This is a genomic window from Ruegeria sp. BHSC029, assembly GCF_059613085.1.
Genome location: NZ_JBXWRU010000009.1, coordinates 43,345 through 64,292 on the forward strand (window position 1 = coordinate 43,345; position 20,948 = coordinate 64,292).

A 20,948-nucleotide genomic window follows, 5' to 3' on the forward strand; every position below is an offset into this window, starting at 1 on the left:
GGGTAGGTAGCCAGCCCCTCTTCGGGGAAAGTGGTAGGCCAAGTTTGACCTTGGTTAACCAGACAATAGCCCAGCCCACCTATGCCCGAAATTGGGGGTTTCCCGTAGAGAGACATTTTTTGCGAAAAATTCGCAGGATTTCCTTCGCTGACGTCCAGCGCCTGATCACTCAAGCCCCGAACCATCGGCCGGGGGCGGCGCTGTTGGGCTCGCTTTGTCCAATAGCGTCTCGTACATGTGCGGATAGACGAAGCGAGCAGCCGCACGGGCGATCACCAGTTCCTCGTTGGTGGGGATGACCATGACCTGAACCCGGGACAGCGGTGTCGAGATAATCCGGGCGTGGTCCGTATTGGCATCATGGTCCAGTTCAATCCCCAACCACCCCATATTGACGCAAATCCTTTCGCGCACCAGCGCAGAATTCTCGCCGATCCCACCCGTGAACACCACCGCATCCAGCCCGCCCAGCACAGCCGCAAGGGCACCGAGTTCACGCCGCGCACGGAAATTGAAATAGCTGATGGCCCGGCGCGCGCTGCCGCTGTCGGACTTTTCCAGAGTTCGCATGTCGCTGGACAGACCGGACAGACCCAGCAGACCGGATTTGCGATACAGAAGTTCGGTGATCTCATCCACGCTTATGCCCTTCTGGTCCATGAGGTAGAGGACGACACCGGGATCCAACTGGCCGCATCGGGTTCCCATAGGCAGACCGTCTATGGCCGAGAACCCCATGCTGGACCCGACCGAGCGGCCGTGGATCATACCGCACATCGACGCGCCGTTGCCCAGATGCGCCACGATGACCCGGCCGCCATGCAGCAGCGGCGCGGTCTTGGCCAGATGGCCCGAGATGTATTCGTAGCTGAGGCCGTGAAACCCATAACGGCGAACGCCCTTGTCATAATACTCGGTCGGCAAGGCAAACGTATCGTTGACCCAAGGGTGACTGCGATGAAAGGCGGTGTCGAAACAGGCAACCTGCACCGCATCGGGGAACCGCTCGACCGAGGCACGAACGCCGCTGAGGTTGTAGGGCTGGTGCAACGGCGCGAACGGCGAGAGTTCGTCAAGCGCTGCAAGGCTTTCAGGTGTCAGCAAGATCGGTTGATCGTGGTCAGGACCACCGTGAACGATGCGGTGGCCGACGGCTGCAATATTGGCCGCGGGAAATTGCTGGACGATCAGGTCCAGAACATGGTTCAGGGCCTCGTTATGATCGGCAATCCCGTCTGCCACATCACCGCCCAACGTGCGGCCATCCGACGTTTTGGCGCGGATGGTCGCGCCAGCGGCGCTGATGCGGTCCACGATTCCGGTGCAGATTGCAACCGGGTCATCGGATGGCAACGAAAACAGCCCGAACTTCAGAGACGACGAGCCTGCGTTCAGCGTGATGACATGGCTCATGACCGCCCCCCGGCAATGCGGGCGGCGTGCAGGGCAGCCACGGCGCAGGATGCCAAACGCGCCTTGTCGTCATCCGCGCGGCTGTTCAGGATGATCGGCACCTTCGCCCCCAGAACCACCCCTGCCGCTTCGGCGTTGGCGATATATGTCAGCTGTTTGGCCAGCATGTTGCCCGCATCCAGGTTCGGAACCACAAGTATGTCGGCCTGTCCGGCCACTGGCGAGACGATCCCCTTGATCCGTGCTGCGGCCATGCTGACCGCATTGTCCATGGCCAGCGGACCGTCGACCAAGCCTCCTATGATCTGGCCCCGTTCAGCCATTTTGGACAGCAACGCCGCGTCGATCGAGGACCGAATGGCCGGGTTCACCGTCTCGACCGCCGACAGAACGCCGACCTTGGGCGTTTCCATCCCGATCGAGATCGCCAGATCAATCGCGTTCTGGGTAATGTCGATCTTGGTTTGCAGATCGGGCTCGATATTGATCGCGGCGTCGGTCACCAGCAGCGGATGCGGTTGCCCGGGCACGTCCATGACGAAAACATGGGTAAAGCGCCGGCCCGCGCGCAATCCCTGATCCTTCCGCAATGCGGCCCTCAGCAGATCATCGGTGTGCAGATGCCCCTTCATCAGCGCCCCGGCCCGGCCTTCGACCACAAGGTCGACGGCGATGCGGGCGGCTTCGCTGTGCTCTTCCGCGGCGACAATTTCGAAACCATCCAGCTTTTCGCCCAGTTCCTGCGCCGCCTGCCCGATCAAGTCCGGGCGACCGACAAGTATCGGCTCAATGATCGTTTCCCGCGCAGCCAGGATCGCGCCGCCCAGCGAGTTCGGGTCCTCCGGCGCGACGACGGCGGTCGGGATGGGATCCAGCGGCCGGGATTTCTCCAGCAACGCGTCGAAGTGACGGTGCCGCTGAACGATCAGGCCGGGAACCTCGATTTCGCGGAACGACAGGGCGCGGTCCGGCGCTATTACCACGGCTTTGCCGCTGACGATGACCGCACCATCCCTGCATCGGGTGACGGTGGTATCCAGGACCACCTCGCGGTTTGCACGCTTTTCCGTGACGACCACGCGCGCCAAAAGCTCGTCCCCGGCCATGGCACGGCCCACGAAGTCGAACTGTTGCGATTTGTAAAGCGTCCCGGCCCCGGGAAGGATGTTTCCCAGAACCGCCGAGATCAGCGCGCCCACGAACAGCGATGGCGCCACCGCCTCGGGCCGGTCGTCTCCATCCCCGTCCTCATGGGCCAGGTGCAGCGGGTTGTGATTGCCCGAATTCGCGGCGAAGGCATAAAAGTCATCCTCGGTGCACAGACGTTTCAGTTCGGCCGTGTCCCCGATGTTGAGCTGATCGTAAGGTTTGTTGTGATACTGCATCTGGTTCAACCTGCGAATGCTGCGCGCCGAACGCGGCCATGGCTGGGCCGAGCGACCGGAGCTGTGTTGCCCGGAACCTGATGGATTACACGCGAAATGTCCAACTCATACCCCAGCACGTCACGTCATTTTGGCGCGCAGGAAGACCTTGCACGAGCGATGCAACAAGACGTTGACAGCCACCCGGTTTTTTTGACGCGCCCGCCATCTGGCTTGGGAAAAGGCGATGGAACGCGGCACAACCAAGCGCCAGAGTTGAACGGGATACCGCTGATTGGTAAATCTGAGCGACCTTGGATGCCGGTACACATACCATGATCGCCCCTCAGCGATTGAACCCCCACCAGCGGCGTCCCGACGAGCACTAGCGAGGCCGAACCGTTCCCTTGACGACCGAGTTGCAGAATACGTTGATCCTGTCCGCGGTCGTGGTGGTCTTGGCCATTCTGGTTTGGCCACGTGTCGCCAATTCCCGGATGTGGAGAGCCTCGATCACCCCGCTGGCGTCGATCATCGGCAGCGGGTTCCTTGTTCTTGGTCCAATCCTGGACGTCAGTTTTGGCGATCTGGCGCCGCTTGCCATGCTGGGCCTCTGCGCCGCGGCCTGGGGGTTTGGAAGCGCAATTCGATACAACATCCGCGACATTGCGCACAGATCCGACCGGGGTGCCGGTATCGAGCGGGCCGAAAGGGTCGCGTCGGCAAGCCTGTCTTTTGCCTACTTCATTTCGGTCGCCTACTACCTGAACCTGTTCGGCTCGTTTGGCGTGAGCTTGACCCAGGTGGATGACGCGTTTCATGCCCGCCTTGTGACCTCGGGCGTGCTTGTGCTGATCCTTTTCGTTGGCTGCACCCGGGGGTTTTCCGCGCTGGAACGGTTGGAGCAGATTTCAGTCGGCCTGAAACTGGCAATCATCGCCGGGCTGCTTGTCGGACTTGCCACGTATTTCGCCGAGCAATACAGCCACGATGCGCTTGTCTTTGACCCGCCGGCCGAGCGCGGCTCGCACGCGTTCATGTTGTTGGCGGGCCTGATCGTAACAGTGCAGGGATTTGAAACCTCGCGTTACCTCGGCCACGCCTATGATGCGGAAACCCGCATTCGCTCCATGCGGTGGGCCCAGTTGATCGCAAGCGCGGTTTACCTGGCCTATATCGGCCTGTTGACCTATTCGGTCGAACCGGGCGGCTTGGTTCTGGACGAAACGGCGATCATTGACCTGATGCAGGTCGTCGCCCCGATACTGCCTGTTCTTCTGGTTATTGCGGCCCTGTCGGCCCAGTTCAGCGCCGCCGTCGCGGATACCAGCGGGTCCGGTGGACTGCTGTCCGAGATTTCAGGCGGGCGCATCTCTGAACGGACCGCCTATACCGTTCTGGTTGGCGTCGGGTTGATACTGACCTGGACATCGAATGTCTTTGAAATCATCAGCTATGCGTCGCGCGCCTTTGCAGTCTATTACGCGCTGCAGGCCGGCATCGCGGCCCGGTCGGCGTCTCAGCAAAATCTGCCCTTCCGCGCGTTGGTGTTTGCACTGTTCTGCATTCTTGGTGCAGCAATCGCGGTATTCGGATTGCCCGTCGAATGACGCTCTGACCTTACCCAGCCAAAAACCGACCCACAGACTCCCTGTCAGCCGCGTCCCGCGATCAGATCGCTGGCTTTCTCGCCGATCATGATGGCGGGCGCATTGGTGTTTCCGCTGACGATTTCCGGCATGATCGAGCAATCTGCAACGCGCAACCCCTCGATCCCCTTCACCTTCAAATCAGGTCCGACGACGGCCGCGTCGGTCGCGCCCATCGCGCAGGTTCCGGTCGGATGATAGATCGACACTGAATTCGAACGCGCCCAGTCCAACGTACCTTCATAGTCGTCACAGGACAGATCGGCCGTCGGTCGGTACTCCTCGGAGATCTTTGAGGCCAACGGATTATGGCGCGCAATGTTGCGAGCGATGTTGACGCCCGCGACAATCGTACGGCAATCGGTCTCTGTCGACAGATAATTCGGGATGATTTTGACATAGCTGGCAGGGTCCGGTCCATCCAACCGCAACTCTCCACGGCTTTCCGGCCTGAGTTGGCAGACCGACATCGTGAAGGCCGAAAACGGGTGCACGCCTTCGCCAGGGCTGTCCGCCGACCAGGGCTGGACGTGAAATTGGATGTCCGGGGTTTGAACATCGGGACGGGTCTTCATGAAACCAGTTGCCAGACTGGCCGCCATGGTCATGGGACCGGCCCGGAACAACGCGTATTTCAGCGCGATGCGGGCCTGGTTGAACAGGCTTCGCACTTCATCGTTCAGGGTCGGCTCGTTGCACTTGAATACCAGGCGCGCCTGCAGGTGATCCTGCAGCCCCTTGCCGACGTTCGGTAAGGCGTGAACGGGCTCGATTCCGTTTGCCTTCAGATGATCCGGGTCACCGATACCTGACAACATCAGGATCTGCGGAGAGTTGATTGCCCCCCCGGACAGGATGACCTCGCGCCGGGCTTTCACCGTTTTGGTTTCGCCCGACCGATCGCGGTAAACGACGCCTGTTGCGCGCTTGCCGTCCATGGCAACCCGCGTCACCAGCGCGCGCGTGATGATCGTCAGGTTCTGCCGGTTGCGGATGGGCTTGAGATAGGCGACGGCCGCACTGCAACGACGACCGTTGCGCGTAGTCAGCTGAAAATACCCGACGCCCTCCTGGTTGGCACCGTTGTAGTCGGGATTGAACGGATAGCCTGCGGCCTGCGCCGCGGCGACCCAGGCATCGCAGATCGGGCGCTGTATGCGCATATTGGAGACGGACAGCGGGCCACCTACGCCGTGATACTCATCCTCTCCACGCTCTTGGTCTTCGCTGCGTTTGAACAGGGGCAAAACATCGTCCCAGCCCCACCCGACGTTTCCCATCTGGCGCCAGCGGTCATAGTCCTCTTTCTGCCCGCGAACATAGAGAAGCCCGTTCAACGAGGACGACCCGCCCAACACTTTTCCGCGCGGCCAATCAATGGAACGCCCATTCAGGCCCGGGTCAGGCTCGGTGCGATAACACCAATCGACCGAGGGGTTGTGCATGGTCTTGAAGTACCCGACCGGGATGTGAATCCACGGGTTGGTGTCCGGTCCGCCCGCCTCGATCAATGCAACTTTGGTTTGGGGATCAGCACTAAGCCGATTGGCGATGACACATCCCGCAGAACCGGCACCGACAATCACATAGTCCACTTCCATGATCGGCTCCTCCCGAAGTTGCTAAAAAAACCCTATGCAAGATGCATGAATTAAGCTAGCATTTTTTGATACAAAACGTCTCAATAATTGCGAAACGGGAGGATAGCAATGGAGATCGGACGAAAGTTAAGTGGCATTTCACGGCGGGACTTTTTCCGCGTTGCCGGACGCTATGGCATGAGTTCCACTCTGCTGGCAGCAGGGGGTTTCGGTGGGGCCATGAGCCTTGCCAATCTCGCGCAGGCGGCTGAATCCACGTATGAAAAACGGTTCTCGAAAGAGCCCAAGCACACGCTGAAATTCGGTGCGGCAGGTTTCAACACGCGCAACCTTCTCATCGAACGGGCCGGAGCCATCGAGTTCGCCCGCGACCTCGAAGAGCGCACGGACGGTGAGATTCGCATCGAGTTCATCGGCGACAACCAGATCTGTGGTCAGCTGAGCTGTGTCGAGAAAACCCAGCAGGGCATCGTGGACATTTACGCGGCCTCGACCCAGAACTCGGCCGGTGGCGCACCCTATCTGAACGTGTTGGACTATGCCTACATGTTCCCAAGCCGCGCGGCGCAATATCATTTCTTCTACAGCCCCGCCAGCCAGCGCATCCTGCGCGACCCGCTTGAAAAGCGCCACGGGCTGAAATTCCTGTTCACTCACTGCGAATTGCGCGGACTGCAGATGGGGTCGACCTTTGCGGACAAGCCCACTGTCACCAAACTGGAAGAGCTGTTTGGCACCAAGAACCGCGTGACCGGCACTCAGCTGGGTCGGATCGCGATGCAGCTGCTGAACCTGAACCCGGTTCCGGTGGCGTGGGAAGAAACGCTGGATGCGCTGAAGACCGGTCTGATCGATGGTGCCGAAACCTGGGCATCGGCTGTGGCCTATGCGAATATGGCACCGGTCGTTTCCCAGTCGGTCAACCTCAAGTTCTTCTGCGGTACCGAACACACGTCGATGTCGGCCAAGGTCTTCGATAGCCTGGGCGGCGAGCTGCAGGATGCGGTCATGGAATCGTCCTACTTCACGCAGGCCCTGATCCAGGGTGCAAACGAAGCCGCGCTGCTGAACACGGTCGGCTTCTCGGATCCGCAGCTGCCCAACACGATCTTCGCCGAGAACGGTGTGCGTGCGGCCTTCCTGCCGGACGACCAGATCAAGCTGGCCGAGGAAATGTGTGCCCCGAACTTCAACCCGGAACCCTGGGCAGAATGGCGCGAGCGCCTGAACAAGTGGGCCGGCGGCATCGACACCTATCAGGAGATCTACGACATCGCGCGCGAGATCCCGGCAGACACCCTGCCGGAAAATGTCGAGCCGCGCCGTTGGTGGATGGGCCAAGCCTGATAAACTGATTTGAACCGGCCCCGCGTGGGCCGGTTCAACCGAAGACCGACTGGGAGGACGGGGTTCATGTCATTTTGGGCAGACATCGGCGCGATATTCAGCGCCTTTCTCAGCCAGGATTCCTTTGAAATTCAATCAGCGTTGGAGTCCGACGCAGCGTGGGTTGTCGGCGCCGTCGTCGCTGCGCTGGGTGGGCTTCTGGTCATGCTGATCTATCGCAAGGTTCCCTTCATCGAGCGCCATCTGGAACGATCCGTGATGGTGTATTCCTATCTCGCCATTGCGCTGATCATCTTCTGGGGCGTGATCGACAGGTTCGTCTTCAATGACCAGGAACCCTGGTCCACAACGATTCCACCCTTGCTGTTCATGGTGATGGCGTGGTTTGGGGCCTCCTACAACGTGCGCCTCAGAACGCATCTGAGCTTCAGCGAATTCCGGACCGCGATGCCACGTGGCGGGCAGTTGGCCTGCCTGATCCTGGACGCGGTGCTATGGTTCATCTTCGCGGTCATAGTCATCGTGACCACGTCGCGGCTGGTGGCCTTGTCAGCGTCCAACTTCCAGATCGTTCTGGGCACGGACAACATCATGCAGTGGTGGTTCCTGCTGGCTGCACCTTTGTCTTTCTTTCTTATGGTCGGCCGAGTGTTCCAGAACCTGGCGGACGATCTGCGCAACTTCAAAACAGGCGAGCCGCTGATCAAGCAGGCCGTGATCGGGGCAGACTGATGGCAGACGGAACTTGGGTTACTTTGATTTCGCTCGGCGTGACATTCCTGTTCATGTTGGGCGTACCGGTCCTTCTGGTCATCGGCTACTGGGTGATCGGCTGCTCGTTTGTTCTGGGCCTGACGCTCGACAACATGGGCGCCGAGCTTTTGAACGTGTTCAACAAGGGCTTCGCGCTGCTGGCCATGCCCCTGTTCATCCTGACCGGAGACCTGATCAACAAGTCGGGTATCGCCCGAAGGCTCAGCGATTTCGCCTATGCCTGTCTCGGCTGGATACGCGGCGGTCTGGCGATGGCTTCGCTTGGGGCCTGCGGGTTGTTCGCGGCGATCTCGGGGTCGAACTCGGCCACGACAGCCACGATCGGATCGATGCTGCACCCCGAGATGGTCAAAGGCGGCTATGACGAACGCTTCAGCGCCGCCACCGCCGCGGCAGGCGGCACAGTCGGCATCATCATCCCGCCGTCGATCATCTTCATCGTCTACGGTTTCCTGATGAACCTGCCGATTTCCGAACTGTTCGTGGCCGGCATCCTGCCCGGCGCGCTGATGGTGATCGGGATGCAGTTTGCCTGCTGGATCATCTGCCGCATGAACGGCTGGGGTCACCTGATCCCGCTGCAACTGAACCGAGTTCTGAAAACCGCCTTCGGCGCGTGGCTGGGCTTTTTTGCCATCGGGCTTGTGCTGTGGGGCATCTACACCGGCAAGTTCTCTCCGACCGAGGCCGCCGGGGTCACCGTTGGCTTCTGCGTCATCGCCGGGCTGGTGAGTTATCCGATCAACCGGATCATGGGTGCCCGCGACGATGTTTCCCCAACGGACAAGAGCTTTGCCGAAATGCTGGTGGTCGAGGGATTCACGATCCCCGAGATCCCGTCAATCGTCATCCGTTCGGCACAGATAACCGGGATCCTGGCGCCTCTGATTGCCATCTCGGTGGTAATGCAGCAGATCCTTTCCCTGCTGGGGGCCCAGGAAACGATCGGCAATTTCGTGACCTCGATGGGGGGTTACCATGCTGTTCTGTTCACCTCGATGGTGATCGTGTTTTTCTCGGGCATGGTTCTGGAAAGCCTGCCGGTGACCATCATTCTGGCCCCGATTCTGGCGCCGATCGCAGCTTCGGTCGGGATTGATCCGATCCACTTCTCGGTGATCTTCCTTGTCGGAGCATCCATTGGCTTCATCACGCCGCCATACGGGCTGAACCTGTATGTCGCCTCGGGAGTTACAGGCGTGCCGTATTTCCGGCTTCTGCGGTATACGGTGCCTTATCTGGCGGCGTTGCTCTCGGTCTGGATTCTGGTGTCACTGGTGCCTGATCTGGCCTTGATACTACTGCCGAAAAACTAGACTGTAGCCGGATGACCGCGACGGACACACAAGACAAGGACACCCAGATTCCAACGAACCTGCGCCTGTTGCTGATCTTGGAAGAGGTCGCGCGGCGCGGGGTCGCGGTCAAACCGGCAGATCTGATCGAAGCGTTGGGTCTGGCAAAGCCGACGGTCCACCGGCTGCTGCAGACGGCCGAGGCCGAAGGGTTCCTTCAACGAGATCTGGACGGCCGGTCCTATGGGCCCGGCCCCCGGTTGCGGCAGATGTCCGTGAACACCGTGTCGTCCGAACATCTCCGCACGGCCCGCCTGGCCATTCTGCGCGGAGTAGCCGACGAAATTGGTGAGACCTGCAACCTTGCCATCCCCGACCGCGAGGGGATGATCTATCTCGACCGGGTCGAGACCAAATGGCCACTGAGAATCCAGCTGCCGATTGGGACCCAGGTGCCATTCCACTGCACCGCCAGCGGAAAGATGTACCTCTCGACCCTGCGCCGAAACACCTTGGATGGGTTTCTCTCGGCCCGCGGGCTGACCGCTAACACCGAGAAAACCATTACCGACCCCACGGCCATGCGTGCCGAGATCGCCAAAATCGCCCAGAACGGTTACTCGACCGACGACGAGGAGTTCATGCCCGGCATGGCCGCGGTCGCGGTTCCGGTCTTTGACGAGAATGACCGGCTTGCGGCCACTCTGTCCGTGCACGCCCCCACGCAGCGGCACGATCTGACAAGCCTGAAGCAATTCCTGCCACTGCTGCAGTCCGGGGCACTCAAACTGTCGGGTCTGCTTGCTTCATAGGGTGGCGAACACGGAACCGAGCCGAGCGGAGGCGAGTAGTGATCTCGCCCAACCGACTTGAGCAGACACAGAATTGACGCGTAAACTCCGACAAAAAATCAGTTGCCTGCCCGGGCTTCCGCCTCGGTACGTTGGCGTTGAATCGCGCGTTCGCGTTCGGGCCAACTGTCCTTGATGAACGCGAGGATGTCCCAGATATCCTGATCGGACAGGCTGTCGGCAAATCCCGGCATTCCGCTTTGGACCCCCGAGACTCCCATTCGCTTGAGCATCTCCTCGCCGCCCAACTTGGTATAGTCGAACAATAGGCCATCGCCATGATGCCAGGTGTGCCCGGTTCGATCATGCGGCGGGGCTGGCAGGACGCCGTCCGCATCAGGCGTTTGCCAATCGGCTTGACCCTCCAGCTTGGCCCCGTGACACGACGCACAGTTCTCGGCATAAAGCGCCGCCCCACGTAGCGGATCGGCGGATGCACCGTCAGGCACCCCTTTTGACATCCACCATTGAGCGCTGGCTACACCGATGATCACAACGGCCACCGGTGTACCCCATTTCATCATTGGCGAGATCGCTCGGCGCGGCGGCTCCACCTTTTTACCCTTCGTCATGGGCATCGAGCAGATAGGTGGCCATGGCGCGGTGGTCTTCTTCGGTCAGGAAGCGGGTGCCGTAGGTCACGACCTCGCCCATTGCGCCGCCGAATACGTCACCGTCGGGCATGATGCCTGTGCGCAGGGCATAGGCCAGGCTGTCGACCGTCCAGCCCCGCCTCTCCAGGGTTGCAGAGTCGATGGCTGGCGCCTTGTCGCCGCCCGGCAATGCATCACTGCCCCTGAAGCGCTCGGAATCCGATTTGCGGGCACCCAGCAGATTGCGCCCGGTGTGGCAGGCGGCGCAATGGGTGACGCCTTCGACCAGCAGCCGGCCGCGGTTCCACACATCACCTTTGCCGGGGACCGGATCGGTGCGCGGAGGATCAAGGAAAGCCGCGCGCCACAGTTTCAGCCCCCAGCGCTGGTTGAAGGGAAAGGCCATCTCTTGCGCGCGGGACGGCGTGGCCGCCGGGGGCACGGTCTGGAACGCCGCCCACAGGTCGGCGATGTCCTGATCGGTGAATTCGGCGTAGAACGGGTACGGGAAGGCCGGGTAATAGGGCTGCCCGTCCGGCGCCACGCCTTGGCGTACGGCCTTGGCGAATTCCTCGATCGACCAACCTCCGATGCCGTGGTCCGGGTCGGTGGTCAGGTTCGGGGAATACAGCGTGCCAAAGGGTGTCTCGAGCCTGACGCCGCCGGCCAGGGGCGCGCCGCCCTCGGCGAAGTTGGTGTGGCAGGCGATGCAACCGCCTGCCCGCGCCAGGTAGGCCCCGCGGTCAACCTCGCCCGTCAGGTCGGGCAGTTGCGGCGTCAGTCCGATCGGCCACGCGACCACGGCGGCCACCCCCGCCGCGGCCAGAACGGCAGAGGCAAGGCCCAGACGATAGATGCGTTTCATCGTGGCACCCTATTCCGACCGAAACCGCGTGTGACAGGCCGAGCAGGTCTGGCCCAGCATCAGGAACACGCCATCGGCGGGCATCTCGGACAGCTCCGCGCGCCCGTGGGTTCCGCCCGTCATGGCCCCGCCCCCCATCATCGAAGCGCCGCCCATCATGCCCGATCCGCCCATCATGCCGGACCCTTGCCCGGCACCGGCCATCATCAGCCCGTTGTCGGCCGCCAAGGCCAGCCCCTCGGCATAGGTCTGCAGCTGTTCGGCCAGTTCGGCGAAGGCGTCCCAGTCCTGCCAGATCGCGGGTTTGGCCTCGGAGGGCATGCCATCGCTGCCTTCGGGGAACAGCCGGGTCATGCTGTCGCCGGCATGGCGGCCGATCGTCTCGGCTGCGTCTCGGACGGTGCCGGCGTCATAGGGCGTCTTGCCCTGCATCATCGGCGTCAGGGTCTTCATGGCGTCCTTCATGGCGGACATGCCGTCCATGCGTTCCTTCACGATCCCGATGGCGCCACCATGCGCCAGGGCGGTCACGGCCACCATCCACGCCAGCACGGCGCCCGTCGTCAGCTTGAAAAAGGTCATCGTCTTGTCCTGTATGTCTGCTTCAACTCGCCCCCAGAAGAGGCCTTACCTGACTCAGGACACGGCGCGCGGCGGGGGCGGATCGAACAGGGCCACCGGCAACATCCGGTATTGGCCCGACGGGATGGCACGGCGGTTGATCGTTGAGACCAGCGCGGAAACGACGGGCGCGGCCACGGTCATGGCCACGCCGTTGCAGAAGGCCCCGCCGTGGCAATGGCCCGGGTGGCCCTGTTCGACATGGTCGGGGTCGGATGCTTCCAGATCGACGACGGCATGTGTGCCCCCATCGCCCCCATGCGCAAAGGCGGGTTCCGAGAACACCAGAATACCGGCCAGAACCAGGCCCAAGGCCAAAACCCACCGTCCGATCATCCTGTCCGCCCAACTGTGCAAGGTTCAGTTTATCCCGTTCTCGCGCTGCAGTTCCCTGACATAGGCAACGATGCCCTGCACGTCTGCACGGGTCAAGCCAGCGACCGGTTGCATGTCGCCAAAGCGCCAGTGGTGGGCCTGAACACCATATTGAACCGCCCGCTGAAAAGCCTCGTCCCCGTGGTGGCTGGGCTCATAGATCTTGTGCACCAAGGGCGGAGCCAGGCCTTCCAAACCCGTGGCATTCGCCCCATGGCAGACAGCGCATTTGACGTCAAAGGCAACCTTGCCCATCTGGGCCGGCGCACTGAACGTCGCCGGCACGCTGACTTGCGCGATCGGGTCCCCCCGCGACAGCGACGAGGTGTCAGGCACCTCCATCGAGTGCCCTGCAGGTTGTTGGCTGAGGTTGTAGGCGACCACGGCAGCGCCTGCGATCAGAACGCCGCCTACCAATAGCGTCAGTTTGTTCATCGGCTCGTTTCACTCGGTTGTTTTTGGCTTGGCGCGGGCGACACCAAAACGGTCTGACACTGATCAAACCTGCTTGACCTGCCGGTCTTGCCGCCTTGCGCACAGTTTCGGGGGGACTGTCTGCCCCATTCCCGCGCTGGAAGGTCAAGAAAAGTTTGCCGCAAGTTTCCCCAAAGCCGACGATGGACTGCAGCACCGAAACGTCAACGCCGAGCTGGGCCGCGCACGAAGCCATCAGTTGGAACTTGAAGACTTCTTAGCGGCGCAGGCTGCGACGGGTCTGTCAGTACTTCGCCAGAGATCCGAGTATCTTCTTCCGTATATCGGCGTCACCCGGAAAGATCCTTTGCACCAGAAATTCGGACGGAAAATCCGGCCACGTGGCCTCCAACTCATCAACAAGTCTTTGCGCTTCGTCAAAATTGCCCAGCTGATCATGAGCGACGGCCTGGAACAAAAGTGATGGCCCGCTTACGGGCGCTCCTGCAGCAGGCGCACCCTGAAAGGCATCGACAACGTTTTCGTAGTTCCCGAGCACAAGCTGCGATACGCCCCAGATATTTCTCGCCCCAAATCGGCCGGACCCGGATCTGGCCCGCGACGGATTGCTAACCTCAGCCGCAAGTTCGGGCTCGTTCGCAATCAGGGCGGCAATCCCGACAAGGTCCAGAACATGGCCATCTTCAGGCGCAAGTTCGGCAGACAGGCGCGCGTAATTCAAAGCCTCATCCGCATCGCCCGACACCGCCAATCGCCAGGCATTCGAGGCATTGGCCCATGCACCCGACGGCGACAACTCAAGCGCCGTTCCTGACATTTGGGATGCTTGGCGCAACAGATCATCTCGTGTGTCCTCGTCTTGAGACAGCAGAGCCAGTGTGGCCAAGACCTGAGCCATTCCCGCATAGCCATCGGGCAAGGCCGGGTCGAGCTCGGTGGAATGCTGGAACATTCCCAGGGCGATCTGCTGGCGTTTGACATCGAAGACCGGAAAGAACATCCCCCGCGCCTGATCCGCCAGGTTGGCCGCCTGCAATCTGGCAAGCGATTGCTGACCAAGCGCAGCCCGTTCGGCCTGCCGGGTGGTGTTGGAGGGCTGACCGGCCTCGTCGTTGCCGGGTCTCAGCCACATGCCCAGCATGACGATCATGGCCACAACGCCCAGCCCGACCAACAGAAGTCCGCGCAGGTGCCTACGTCCACGGGGCGGGCCTTGGCTTGCCAAGTCCGACTTCGGATCATCCGGGGAAGCTTGGTGTGAAAATCGCGGTTTGTATCCGCCAGGATCGACGAAGATCCGAACGCCCTGGCCGTCCCAATGGTCTTCGTAAAACTCACGCAGCAAACGCCGTAGTCGCCTGGCCTCTACCCGAACCAGATTTCGACCACCGCTGCCATCAATGCTGCGACCGTACACTTCGACTGCGATGGCCTTGCCGCGGATCTGGGAACCGCGACCGGCGAGGGTTTCCTCGACGACATAAGTCAGAAACTGCTGAAGCCGGGGCGAAGTTTGGAACTCGGCGCTGGCAACAACATCACGCAGCGCCTGCCGAACCAGGTCAGGCGATGGTTGCCCAACATCTTGATCTAACAATAAATCATTGGCTTGGTTCACTGCAAACTCACCCCCAACTCACGGTGACTCACTTGGCCGCCCCGGTCAACCGCACGCATCTTGATGCGAGAATAGATATTGGGAATCGGGCTTTATCCAGTGACGGACGACCTCAAAGACGAGCTACCCGAGCTTTCGACTGCGCTTTCCAGCCAGTTCGAGCCGGACGCGTTTCTGAGCGAGGCCATCGAGGACTTCGGCAAAGTCTGCGCAAAGCTCAAGGATACGTCGATCACCGCGTCCGAGCGCGAGGAATGGGCCCACATCAAATCTGAACTTGTGAACGAGCTTCGTCGTCTGGCGAAGCGCAATCTTCGAAACGCATCCGACTGAGGGTATCGCAATGACCGACAAAGACCAAAGCAACGATCACGTAAACGAGCAAAACCAGCCAGCGGATGAAATCGAAAACCCTTCGCGCCGGCATGTCATGCAGGGGCTGGCGGCAGGTGCGTTGGCAACGGGGGCTGTCAGCTACGGCTCCGGCGCAGCACAGGCGCATGAGGGGGACGGCCCTCTGGGTGAAAGCCTGAAGAACCCCTATGGCGGCCGGCCTGCCGGCGGCATCACTCTGCCAGAGTACTTCCGGCCGACGAAATACATGACCGGGTCGAACGCAAACTATTTCCCGCTTTCCGAGGAATTGGGGCCCGACGAGATGCGCATCTCCTTCTGCGGGTCAACGCCGTTTCCTCCGCGTGAGGATCAGGCAGGCACCTGTGTGATGGTCGAGCTGGGCAATGGAAAACGGTTCTTCTTCGATTTCGGGTCGGGCTGTGTGCGCAACATCATCGGGATGCAGGTGCCTGCGCAATTGATCAACGATATCTTCATCACGCATCTGCATGTCGATCACTACGCCGACATCCCCTATATCTACCCGTTCAGAGCCTGGTCGGGTGGCTACACGCCGCTGCGGATCCACGGCCCGTCCGGCCGGACACCCGAGCTTGGAACGGCGGGCATGGTGGACGGCATGAAGCAAATGCTGAAATGGCATTTAGAGGCCTTCGACGTATTCCCGATTGGAGACGGTTACGAAATCGAGGTCAACGAGTTCGATTTCCGTCAGGAAGGCGGCATCGTCTATGACGAAGATGGCGTCACCGTGCGCTCTTGGCCACGCAGCCATGCCAAGGACGGCGCCGTCGGGTATCGCCTGGATTGGAACGGCCTGAGCTTCGTTTGGACCGGGGACGGCCGACCGGATGAATTGAGCCTTGAATACGGCAAAGGCGTCGATGTGTTCGTCACCGAAATGTCCGGTCAGGATATCGGCCAGTTGATGACCTACAAATACGGCCTGCCGCAGGAGCTGTTCAACTACACGATCGATACCCATCACACCTCGCATTATGCGGTTGGCAAGATGATGGCTGAGGCACGCCCCCGGCTTGCGATGGTGACCCATTACACGCAGGACGAGGACATTGATGCCGAGATGCTGGCGGGTATCCGGGCCCATTATGATGGGCTGTTCGCCTGGGGTCTGGACGTGGCCGTGGTCAACGTCACAAAAGATGCGATCTGGTATCGGAAGGCGACACTGCCCGGCAAGTCAGGCTCGGTCGCACCGTTCCGTGAATTGGGCAAGATGGAAGCCGAAGGCAAGATCACCTTGCCCGATGAAATCAAGCCACCTGCCCCGCGGTCATCGCGCGCCGAACAGCAGGACCAAAAGTACCGCGACATGGAGATCGACCCCAAGGAATACTACCCCTCCGACGTGTTCCGCGCGCCCAATCCCGAATGGCCCAGCGACTTTGTGATCAAGACCGACGACGTCATTCCAAACCGCAAGAAGAAGACGGAGTGACAGTATGATCGAGTTTGGTTCGACTGCGGCAATTCCGGTCACAATTCTTACCGGCTTTCTCGGGGCGGGGAAAACAACCCTACTGAACCGCATCCTGACCGGCAATCATGGTCTGCGGGTTGCGGTTCTGGTCAACGATTTCGGCTCGATCAATGTGGATGCTGATCTTGTGGTTGGCCTGGAAGACGATGTGATGAGCCTGGCGAATGGTTGTGTGTGCTGCTCGATCCGGGATGACCTGATCGAAACGGTCGAGGCCGTTCTCGCCCGACCGGAGAAACCGGAATACATCGTCCTCGAGGCCAGTGGCGTATCGGACCCGTCCTCGATCGCGATGACGTTCACGGACCAGAAGTTCCGGGACATGATCCGCCTCGACAGCCTGATGTGCCTTGTCGACGCCGAGCAGCTGTTCGCTGCACCAGAGCAGATGGAGTTGAAACTCAGGCAAATCGCGTTCTCCGACATGGTCATCTTGAACAAGGTGGACCTGGTCAGCAGAGAAACAGTCCAGAAAGTGCACGACTGGCTCGGCTCGCGTTTCCGCAGGTATCGCCTGGTCGAAGCGGTCAATGCGGATGTCCCGCTGGACATATTGCTGTCGGTCGGCCGGTTTGCTGCCGAACAGCTTGAGACAGAAGTGCCGGAGCATCATGAGCATGGGCCTGACTGCGGGTGCCGACACGCTGATCATTCAGACGGCTTTTCAACAACGATGATGAAGGCCGAGCAACCCATCAGCCTGTCATCGCTGAGAGGCGCAATTCGAAAGCTTCCGGGCGACGTCTATCGCCTCAAAGGATTCGTTTTCAGCGAGGAGGACCCGGACCATCGCATTCTTGTGCAGGTCGTCGGAAAGCGCATGGACATTTCACGGGATGGCGCATGGGGTGATCGAAAACCCGAGACGCGGCTTGTGGCGATCGGCGCGCCAGGTGCGCTTTCGGAACACGTTCTCACCGACGCCCTGTTCGAAACAGCCTAGTGATCACGCCGGTGGTTTGCCCTCAAACGGGGCGACCGGCCCTCGCGCCACCGCCCCTGAATTTGATTTAGAGGCCGAAATAATTAGACTTGTCGCAATCGCAACCATCCTGCAGCGGGGAACCCTTTATGTTCACAAGACTTTTTTGTTTGGCGCCGGCCATCTCGATCCTGTTGTCTTCCCCGCTTTTTGCTCAGGACACGCCGATCATCCACGACGCGCAGTACTATATTCTGGAAGCGCAGAATGGCGAGCAGTGGATTGAAGACAACGCTGCCGTCGATGCGTTACTGGCCGAATTTCGGGAAGGCAATGCTGGCAATCCTCCCAACATCGTGTCCATTCTGATCGACGATTTGGGTTTCGGCGACATGGGCATTCCCGAACTGAATGCGGTACGCGGAATTGAGACCCCCAACATCAATGCGTTCTCGGACGAAGCCATGCGCATGGTTCGAATGTATACCGAGCCCTCCTGCACGCCGACGCGCGTGGCCCAGATGACCGGGCGCCTGCCGGTGCGCATGGGTATGGGCGATACCACGGTCGACATTGCCGGCTTTGGCCTTCCCGGAGATGAGGTCACGCTGGCAGAGGTTCTGAAAAAGGCCGGCTATGCCACCAGCCATGTCGGCAAGTGGCATATGGGCGATATCGCCGAAAGCTGGGCGATGAACCAGGGTTTCGACTATGCGCAGCATGCCATCCATCAACAGGGTCAGCTGACGATCTTCAACGATGACGCCATCCGCGAGCAGGTCTCGGTCGGCATCCAGGACTTCGAAGAGGACTATATCGTAGACGATTGGTTCCGCCCCGATCCTGCCGCCATGGCCACCGTCATCGAAGGTGAGGCTGGCGGTCCAATCCGTGAAATCCGCATGCAGCCGGGCGAGCGGTGGGACGCAGAAAAATACGATGAGATGAACGAACAGTTCCAGCTCAAGGCGCTGTCTGAACTGCAGCGGCTGGCAGGCGGCGACACCCCCTTCTTTCTGCAGTACTGGCCGATGATCCCGCTGGACAACACGCGTGCAGGACGCGACGGCCCCGAAAGCGTGAATGGCGGCCTTTACGCCGACAAGTTGCAACTGCTGGACGAATATCTGGGCGTGCTGTTTGACGAGATGGAGACGCTTGGCGTAGCCGAAAACACCATTGTAGTGCTGATGGGCGACAACGGACACTTCACGAAATATTCCCCACAGTCAGGTTTCACGCCGATGATTTTCCGCGGCGGCAAGGGAGATACGACAGAAGGCGGCGTACGTGTGGATGCCTTCATCCGCTGGCCCGGAATGATCGAGGCGGACTCGATCGTGAACAACATCATCCATGTGTCGGATCTGTATACGACCCTTTCCCGCCTCGCTGGTGCCGACGCGTTCATCCCACGGGACAGGCTCGTGGATGGGGTGGACCAATCCGCGTCAATCCTGTTCGGTGATGAGTCGAAAACGCGCCGCGATCACGTGATCATCTATTCGGTGGCGTCCCCGAAGGCGATCGTGAAGGACCAGTTGAAACTGAACCTTCCGGGTGCCGGAGAAAGTGCAATTCTGGCGAATTTCTTCGATATTTATCGGGATACGCATGAAAAGTACCCGGTTTCGACCGAAGTCGGCGCATGGGGCGGCCAGGAATTCCAGCGCATTCTGGGCCGGCATTTTGCCCGAAAGAAGCTGTATCCTGATACCGAACCTGCGCGCGGCGTGCCCTATGAAGGCGTCGAAAACCTGCGCCCGGAAACCGTTGCCGCGGTCGAAGCCTTTCTGACCAAACAGGCTGCGGTCGAACGCTAACTGCGGTCCGACCTCACGTCGGCCCGCCACGTTCAAGAGGCACCTCCATGCTTGCCAATCTGATCTTCTATGTCGGACTCGCTATCTCGCTCGGGATTGGCTTTGTCTATTTCCGTGACCTCGGCGACGTCTCCCAGATGTTGCTGAAGGTAAAGCGCGAAAACATGATCCGCTTCATTCGCAACGAATATCGGTTGATCGGGCTTGGCCTTGCGGCTTTTGCGGTTGCGACCATAGCCCGCTTTGCGTTCGGTGCCGGCATCGGCGCGATCTGGTGGTTGGGCGCGGCTCTGGCATTGGTTCTGTATGGCTTTCCCTATGTGTGGGTCCATTTGGGATTGAGAAACCAGCTCAACACAGCCCGGTACTACATCATTGCCGAAGCGGAACGGTTCGTCGGACCGACCGCGCCCGTGATCGTGATGACAAACGGCGATCACGCCCGGGCACATCCTGACGCCCAGATCATGCGGCCTCACCTTGCCGGCGACGCCAAGGGGCTTGGGGGCGAAGACGTCGTCATGACCTATTGTGCAATGGCCAATCTTGGTCAGGGCTACAGGCCATCCATCGAAGGAAAGCGGCTGAATCTTCAAGTTCTAGCGCAACATGGCAACAACCTGATCCTGCGGGACGACGACACCGGGGAACCGATCCAACACATCTATGGGTTCCGAGAAGCGGATCGGAACACCGCGTCGGACGGTCCCGCCTGCCCATTGCGCCCGGAAGCTCAAATGGAGCCATGGCCAACATTCCGCATGACATTCCGTGGCTTCAGGAAAGCCTACCCGGACGGTGAGGTCTTTCTGAACAAGCCGTCAAGCAACCCGTTCCTGAGACTGCTGGACATGGTGCTTGAGATCGTTTTCGGATGGGGGATCGCCAGGCAGCATCAAGAGGCTGACCCCGTCATGGACAACATGGAGCGCGCGCCCGACACACGCCTGCCCAACAAGACACCTGTTTGGGGCGTGACCATCGGGTCGGATGCCGTCTGTTGGACCGACGACTTCGTGGTTGACCAGAACTGGCTGGTGAACACACAAGTCGGCGGGCGTGATCTCGTGGTGCAATTAGACCCGCATTTCGGAAGCCTCGGGGTCTGGTACAACGACAGCGAAAAACCAGTAAAGCGATGTGACTTTTGGGGAAATAGCGATCAGGGGCAACTCACGCGGGTTGAAACCTTGCGTGCCGGTTTGTTCTGGCACGTCTGGGCAGAGTTCTTTCCCAACACAGATGTCAATCGCATCGGCGGTAGCGCGAAGTTGAGTTAGGCGGATTGGCTCATCGGGCGTGAAGGTGTGGCGCCACAGTGGAGCGCTTTCGGAGAAGCGCTCCCAAAGCGCATCTGCTTCGCGTCCCAAGACATTACCCTATACCCTATCGGTAAAGGACTAGCCTTGGCCCACAGCTTGGATTTTGTGGATTGTTTTGTTGGACTGTTTTGGTTGCGGGAGCAGGATTTGAACCTGCGACCTTCAGGTTATGAGCCTGACGAGCTACCGGGCTGCTCCATCCCGCGACACTTTGGGTTGGTC

General features: G+C 60.3%; 19 protein-coding genes and 1 tRNA gene. 10 read left to right on the plus strand and 10 right to left on the minus strand.

Annotated features, from left to right (window positions below; translation table 11 throughout):
* Positions 1-165: 165 nt before the first annotated feature.
* Positions 166-1,413 carry an acetate/propionate family kinase gene (locus tag AC2FML_RS18625; RefSeq protein ID WP_496784049.1) on the minus strand — a complete coding sequence of 416 codons (1,248 nt, stop codon included), beginning with the start codon at positions 1,411-1,413 and terminating at the stop codon, positions 166-168.
* Entirely contained in the window at positions 1,410-2,798 is a 1,389-nt protein-coding gene (locus tag AC2FML_RS18630) for a bifunctional enoyl-CoA hydratase/phosphate acetyltransferase (RefSeq protein ID WP_496784050.1), read from the minus strand. The genes AC2FML_RS18625 and AC2FML_RS18630 overlap by 4 nt, the downstream gene beginning before the upstream one ends.
* Positions 2,799-3,184: 386 nt before the next feature.
* Here AC2FML_RS18630 and AC2FML_RS18635 point away from each other — a divergent pair, with 386 nt between their 5' ends.
* The gene (locus AC2FML_RS18635; protein ID WP_496784051.1) at positions 3,185-4,387 is read left to right on the plus strand and encodes an Aq_097 family APC-type transporter; all 1,203 of its coding nucleotides are present in this window, start codon (positions 3,185-3,187) and stop codon (positions 4,385-4,387) included.
* Between the two features lie 44 nt (positions 4,388-4,431).
* On the opposite strand, the gene AC2FML_RS18640 is transcribed toward AC2FML_RS18635, so the two are convergent.
* Positions 4,432-6,027, minus strand: a complete 1,596-nt coding sequence (locus AC2FML_RS18640; protein WP_496784052.1) for a GMC family oxidoreductase — start codon at positions 6,025-6,027, stop codon at positions 4,432-4,434.
* A gap of 108 nt (positions 6,028-6,135) precedes the next feature.
* On the opposite strand from AC2FML_RS18640, the gene AC2FML_RS18645 reads away from it, so the two are divergent.
* The 4 genes from AC2FML_RS18645 to AC2FML_RS18660 all read left to right on the plus strand — a co-directional run bounded on the left by AC2FML_RS18645 (position 6,136) and on the right by AC2FML_RS18660 (position 10,255).
* Positions 6,136-7,374, plus strand: a complete 1,239-nt coding sequence (locus AC2FML_RS18645) for a TRAP transporter substrate-binding protein (RefSeq protein WP_170357984.1) — start codon at positions 6,136-6,138, stop codon at positions 7,372-7,374.
* A 66-nt stretch (positions 7,375-7,440) separates the two neighbouring features.
* Positions 7,441-8,106, plus strand: coding sequence for a TRAP transporter small permease (locus tag AC2FML_RS18650; RefSeq protein ID WP_170357982.1), 666 nt, complete (start codon positions 7,441-7,443; stop codon positions 8,104-8,106).
* The gene (locus AC2FML_RS18655; RefSeq protein ID WP_170462351.1) at positions 8,106-9,464 is read left to right on the plus strand and encodes a TRAP transporter large permease; all 1,359 of its coding nucleotides are present in this window, start codon (positions 8,106-8,108) and stop codon (positions 9,462-9,464) included. The genes AC2FML_RS18650 and AC2FML_RS18655 overlap by 1 nt, the downstream gene beginning before the upstream one ends.
* A gap of 11 nt (positions 9,465-9,475) precedes the next feature.
* Entirely contained in the window at positions 9,476-10,255 is a 780-nt protein-coding gene (locus tag AC2FML_RS18660) for an IclR family transcriptional regulator (RefSeq protein WP_170357980.1), read from the plus strand.
* 98 nt (positions 10,256-10,353) lie between these two features.
* Here AC2FML_RS18660 and AC2FML_RS18665 read toward each other — a convergent pair whose 3' ends face one another.
* The 6 genes from AC2FML_RS18665 to AC2FML_RS18690 form a co-directional block, all read right to left on the minus strand.
* A complete protein-coding gene (locus AC2FML_RS18665) occupies positions 10,354-10,815 on the minus strand; it encodes a c-type cytochrome (RefSeq protein ID WP_170366788.1) in 462 nt (153 codons plus the stop codon).
* A 37-nt stretch (positions 10,816-10,852) separates the two neighbouring features.
* A complete protein-coding gene (locus AC2FML_RS18670) occupies positions 10,853-11,752 on the minus strand; it encodes a c-type cytochrome (protein ID WP_496737206.1) in 900 nt (299 codons plus the stop codon).
* Positions 11,753-11,761: 9 nt separating this feature from the next.
* The gene (locus AC2FML_RS18675; protein WP_496784053.1) at positions 11,762-12,334 is read right to left on the minus strand and encodes a c-type cytochrome; all 573 of its coding nucleotides are present in this window, start codon (positions 12,332-12,334) and stop codon (positions 11,762-11,764) included.
* A 54-nt stretch (positions 12,335-12,388) separates the two neighbouring features.
* A complete protein-coding gene (locus tag AC2FML_RS18680; RefSeq protein ID WP_170370963.1) occupies positions 12,389-12,709 on the minus strand; it encodes a hypothetical protein in 321 nt (106 codons plus the stop codon).
* 24 nt (positions 12,710-12,733) lie between these two features.
* Positions 12,734-13,183, minus strand: a complete 450-nt coding sequence (locus tag AC2FML_RS18685; protein WP_496784054.1) for a c-type cytochrome — start codon at positions 13,181-13,183, stop codon at positions 12,734-12,736.
* A 283-nt stretch (positions 13,184-13,466) separates the two neighbouring features.
* Entirely contained in the window at positions 13,467-14,780 is a 1,314-nt protein-coding gene (locus AC2FML_RS18690; RefSeq protein ID WP_496737210.1) for a tetratricopeptide repeat protein, read from the minus strand.
* 120 nt (positions 14,781-14,900) lie between these two features.
* Between AC2FML_RS18690 and AC2FML_RS18695 the strand changes: the two genes are divergently transcribed.
* From AC2FML_RS18695 to AC2FML_RS18715, 5 genes are all read left to right on the plus strand, one after another.
* A complete protein-coding gene (locus AC2FML_RS18695) occupies positions 14,901-15,134 on the plus strand; it encodes a hypothetical protein (protein WP_170357967.1) in 234 nt (77 codons plus the stop codon).
* Positions 15,135-15,144: 10 nt separating this feature from the next.
* On the plus strand, positions 15,145-16,617 hold the full coding sequence (gene gntH / locus AC2FML_RS18700) for a guanitoxin biosynthesis MBL fold metallo-hydrolase GntH (protein WP_496784055.1): 1,473 nt from the start codon (positions 15,145-15,147) through the stop codon (positions 16,615-16,617).
* A 4-nt stretch (positions 16,618-16,621) separates the two neighbouring features.
* A complete protein-coding gene (locus AC2FML_RS18705; RefSeq protein WP_170443700.1) occupies positions 16,622-17,602 on the plus strand; it encodes a CobW family GTP-binding protein in 981 nt (326 codons plus the stop codon).
* Positions 17,603-17,730: 128 nt separating this feature from the next.
* Positions 17,731-19,404 (plus strand): sulfatase-like hydrolase/transferase, encoded by a 1,674-nt coding sequence (locus AC2FML_RS18710; RefSeq protein WP_496784056.1) that lies wholly within the window; start codon positions 17,731-17,733, stop codon positions 19,402-19,404.
* A 47-nt stretch (positions 19,405-19,451) separates the two neighbouring features.
* Entirely contained in the window at positions 19,452-20,684 is a 1,233-nt protein-coding gene (locus AC2FML_RS18715; protein ID WP_496784057.1) for a DUF3179 domain-containing (seleno)protein, read from the plus strand.
* A 171-nt stretch (positions 20,685-20,855) separates the two neighbouring features.
* Here AC2FML_RS18715 and AC2FML_RS18720 read toward each other — a convergent pair.
* Positions 20,856-20,932: transfer RNA gene (locus AC2FML_RS18720), tRNA-Met, on the minus strand.
* Positions 20,933-20,948: the final 16 nt, after the last annotated feature.

Bases quoted from the DNA above. Each gene is read 5' to 3' on its own strand.
- AC2FML_RS18630 (WP_496784050.1), bottom strand. From the start codon at position 2,798: ATGCAGTATCACAACAAACCTTACGATCAGCTCAACATCGGGGACACG.
- AC2FML_RS18675 (WP_496784053.1), bottom strand. From the start codon at position 12,334: ATGACCTTTTTCAAGCTGACGACGGGCGCCGTGCTGGCGTGGATGGTG.
- AC2FML_RS18670 (WP_496737206.1), bottom strand. From the start codon at position 11,752: ATGAAACGCATCTATCGTCTGGGCCTTGCCTCTGCCGTTCTGGCCGCG.
- AC2FML_RS18625 (WP_496784049.1), bottom strand. From the start codon at position 1,413: ATGAGCCATGTCATCACGCTGAACGCAGGCTCGTCGTCTCTGAAGTTC.
- gntH (WP_496784055.1), top strand. From the start codon at position 15,145: ATGACCGACAAAGACCAAAGCAACGATCACGTAAACGAGCAAAACCAG.
- AC2FML_RS18655 (WP_170462351.1), top strand. From the start codon at position 8,106: ATGGCAGACGGAACTTGGGTTACTTTGATTTCGCTCGGCGTGACATTC.
- AC2FML_RS18705 (WP_170443700.1), top strand. From the start codon at position 16,622: ATGATCGAGTTTGGTTCGACTGCGGCAATTCCGGTCACAATTCTTACC.
- AC2FML_RS18665 (WP_170366788.1), bottom strand. From the start codon at position 10,815: ATGAAATGGGGTACACCGGTGGCCGTTGTGATCATCGGTGTAGCCAGC.
- AC2FML_RS18645 (WP_170357984.1), top strand. From the start codon at position 6,136: ATGGAGATCGGACGAAAGTTAAGTGGCATTTCACGGCGGGACTTTTTC.
- AC2FML_RS18660 (WP_170357980.1), top strand. From the start codon at position 9,476: ATGACCGCGACGGACACACAAGACAAGGACACCCAGATTCCAACGAAC.
- AC2FML_RS18680 (WP_170370963.1), bottom strand. From the start codon at position 12,709: ATGATCGGACGGTGGGTTTTGGCCTTGGGCCTGGTTCTGGCCGGTATT.
- AC2FML_RS18710 (WP_496784056.1), top strand. From the start codon at position 17,731: ATGTTCACAAGACTTTTTTGTTTGGCGCCGGCCATCTCGATCCTGTTG.
- AC2FML_RS18640 (WP_496784052.1), bottom strand. From the start codon at position 6,027: ATGGAAGTGGACTATGTGATTGTCGGTGCCGGTTCTGCGGGATGTGTC.
- AC2FML_RS18685 (WP_496784054.1), bottom strand. From the start codon at position 13,183: ATGAACAAACTGACGCTATTGGTAGGCGGCGTTCTGATCGCAGGCGCT.
- AC2FML_RS18715 (WP_496784057.1), top strand. From the start codon at position 19,452: ATGCTTGCCAATCTGATCTTCTATGTCGGACTCGCTATCTCGCTCGGG.
- AC2FML_RS18650 (WP_170357982.1), top strand. From the start codon at position 7,441: ATGTCATTTTGGGCAGACATCGGCGCGATATTCAGCGCCTTTCTCAGC.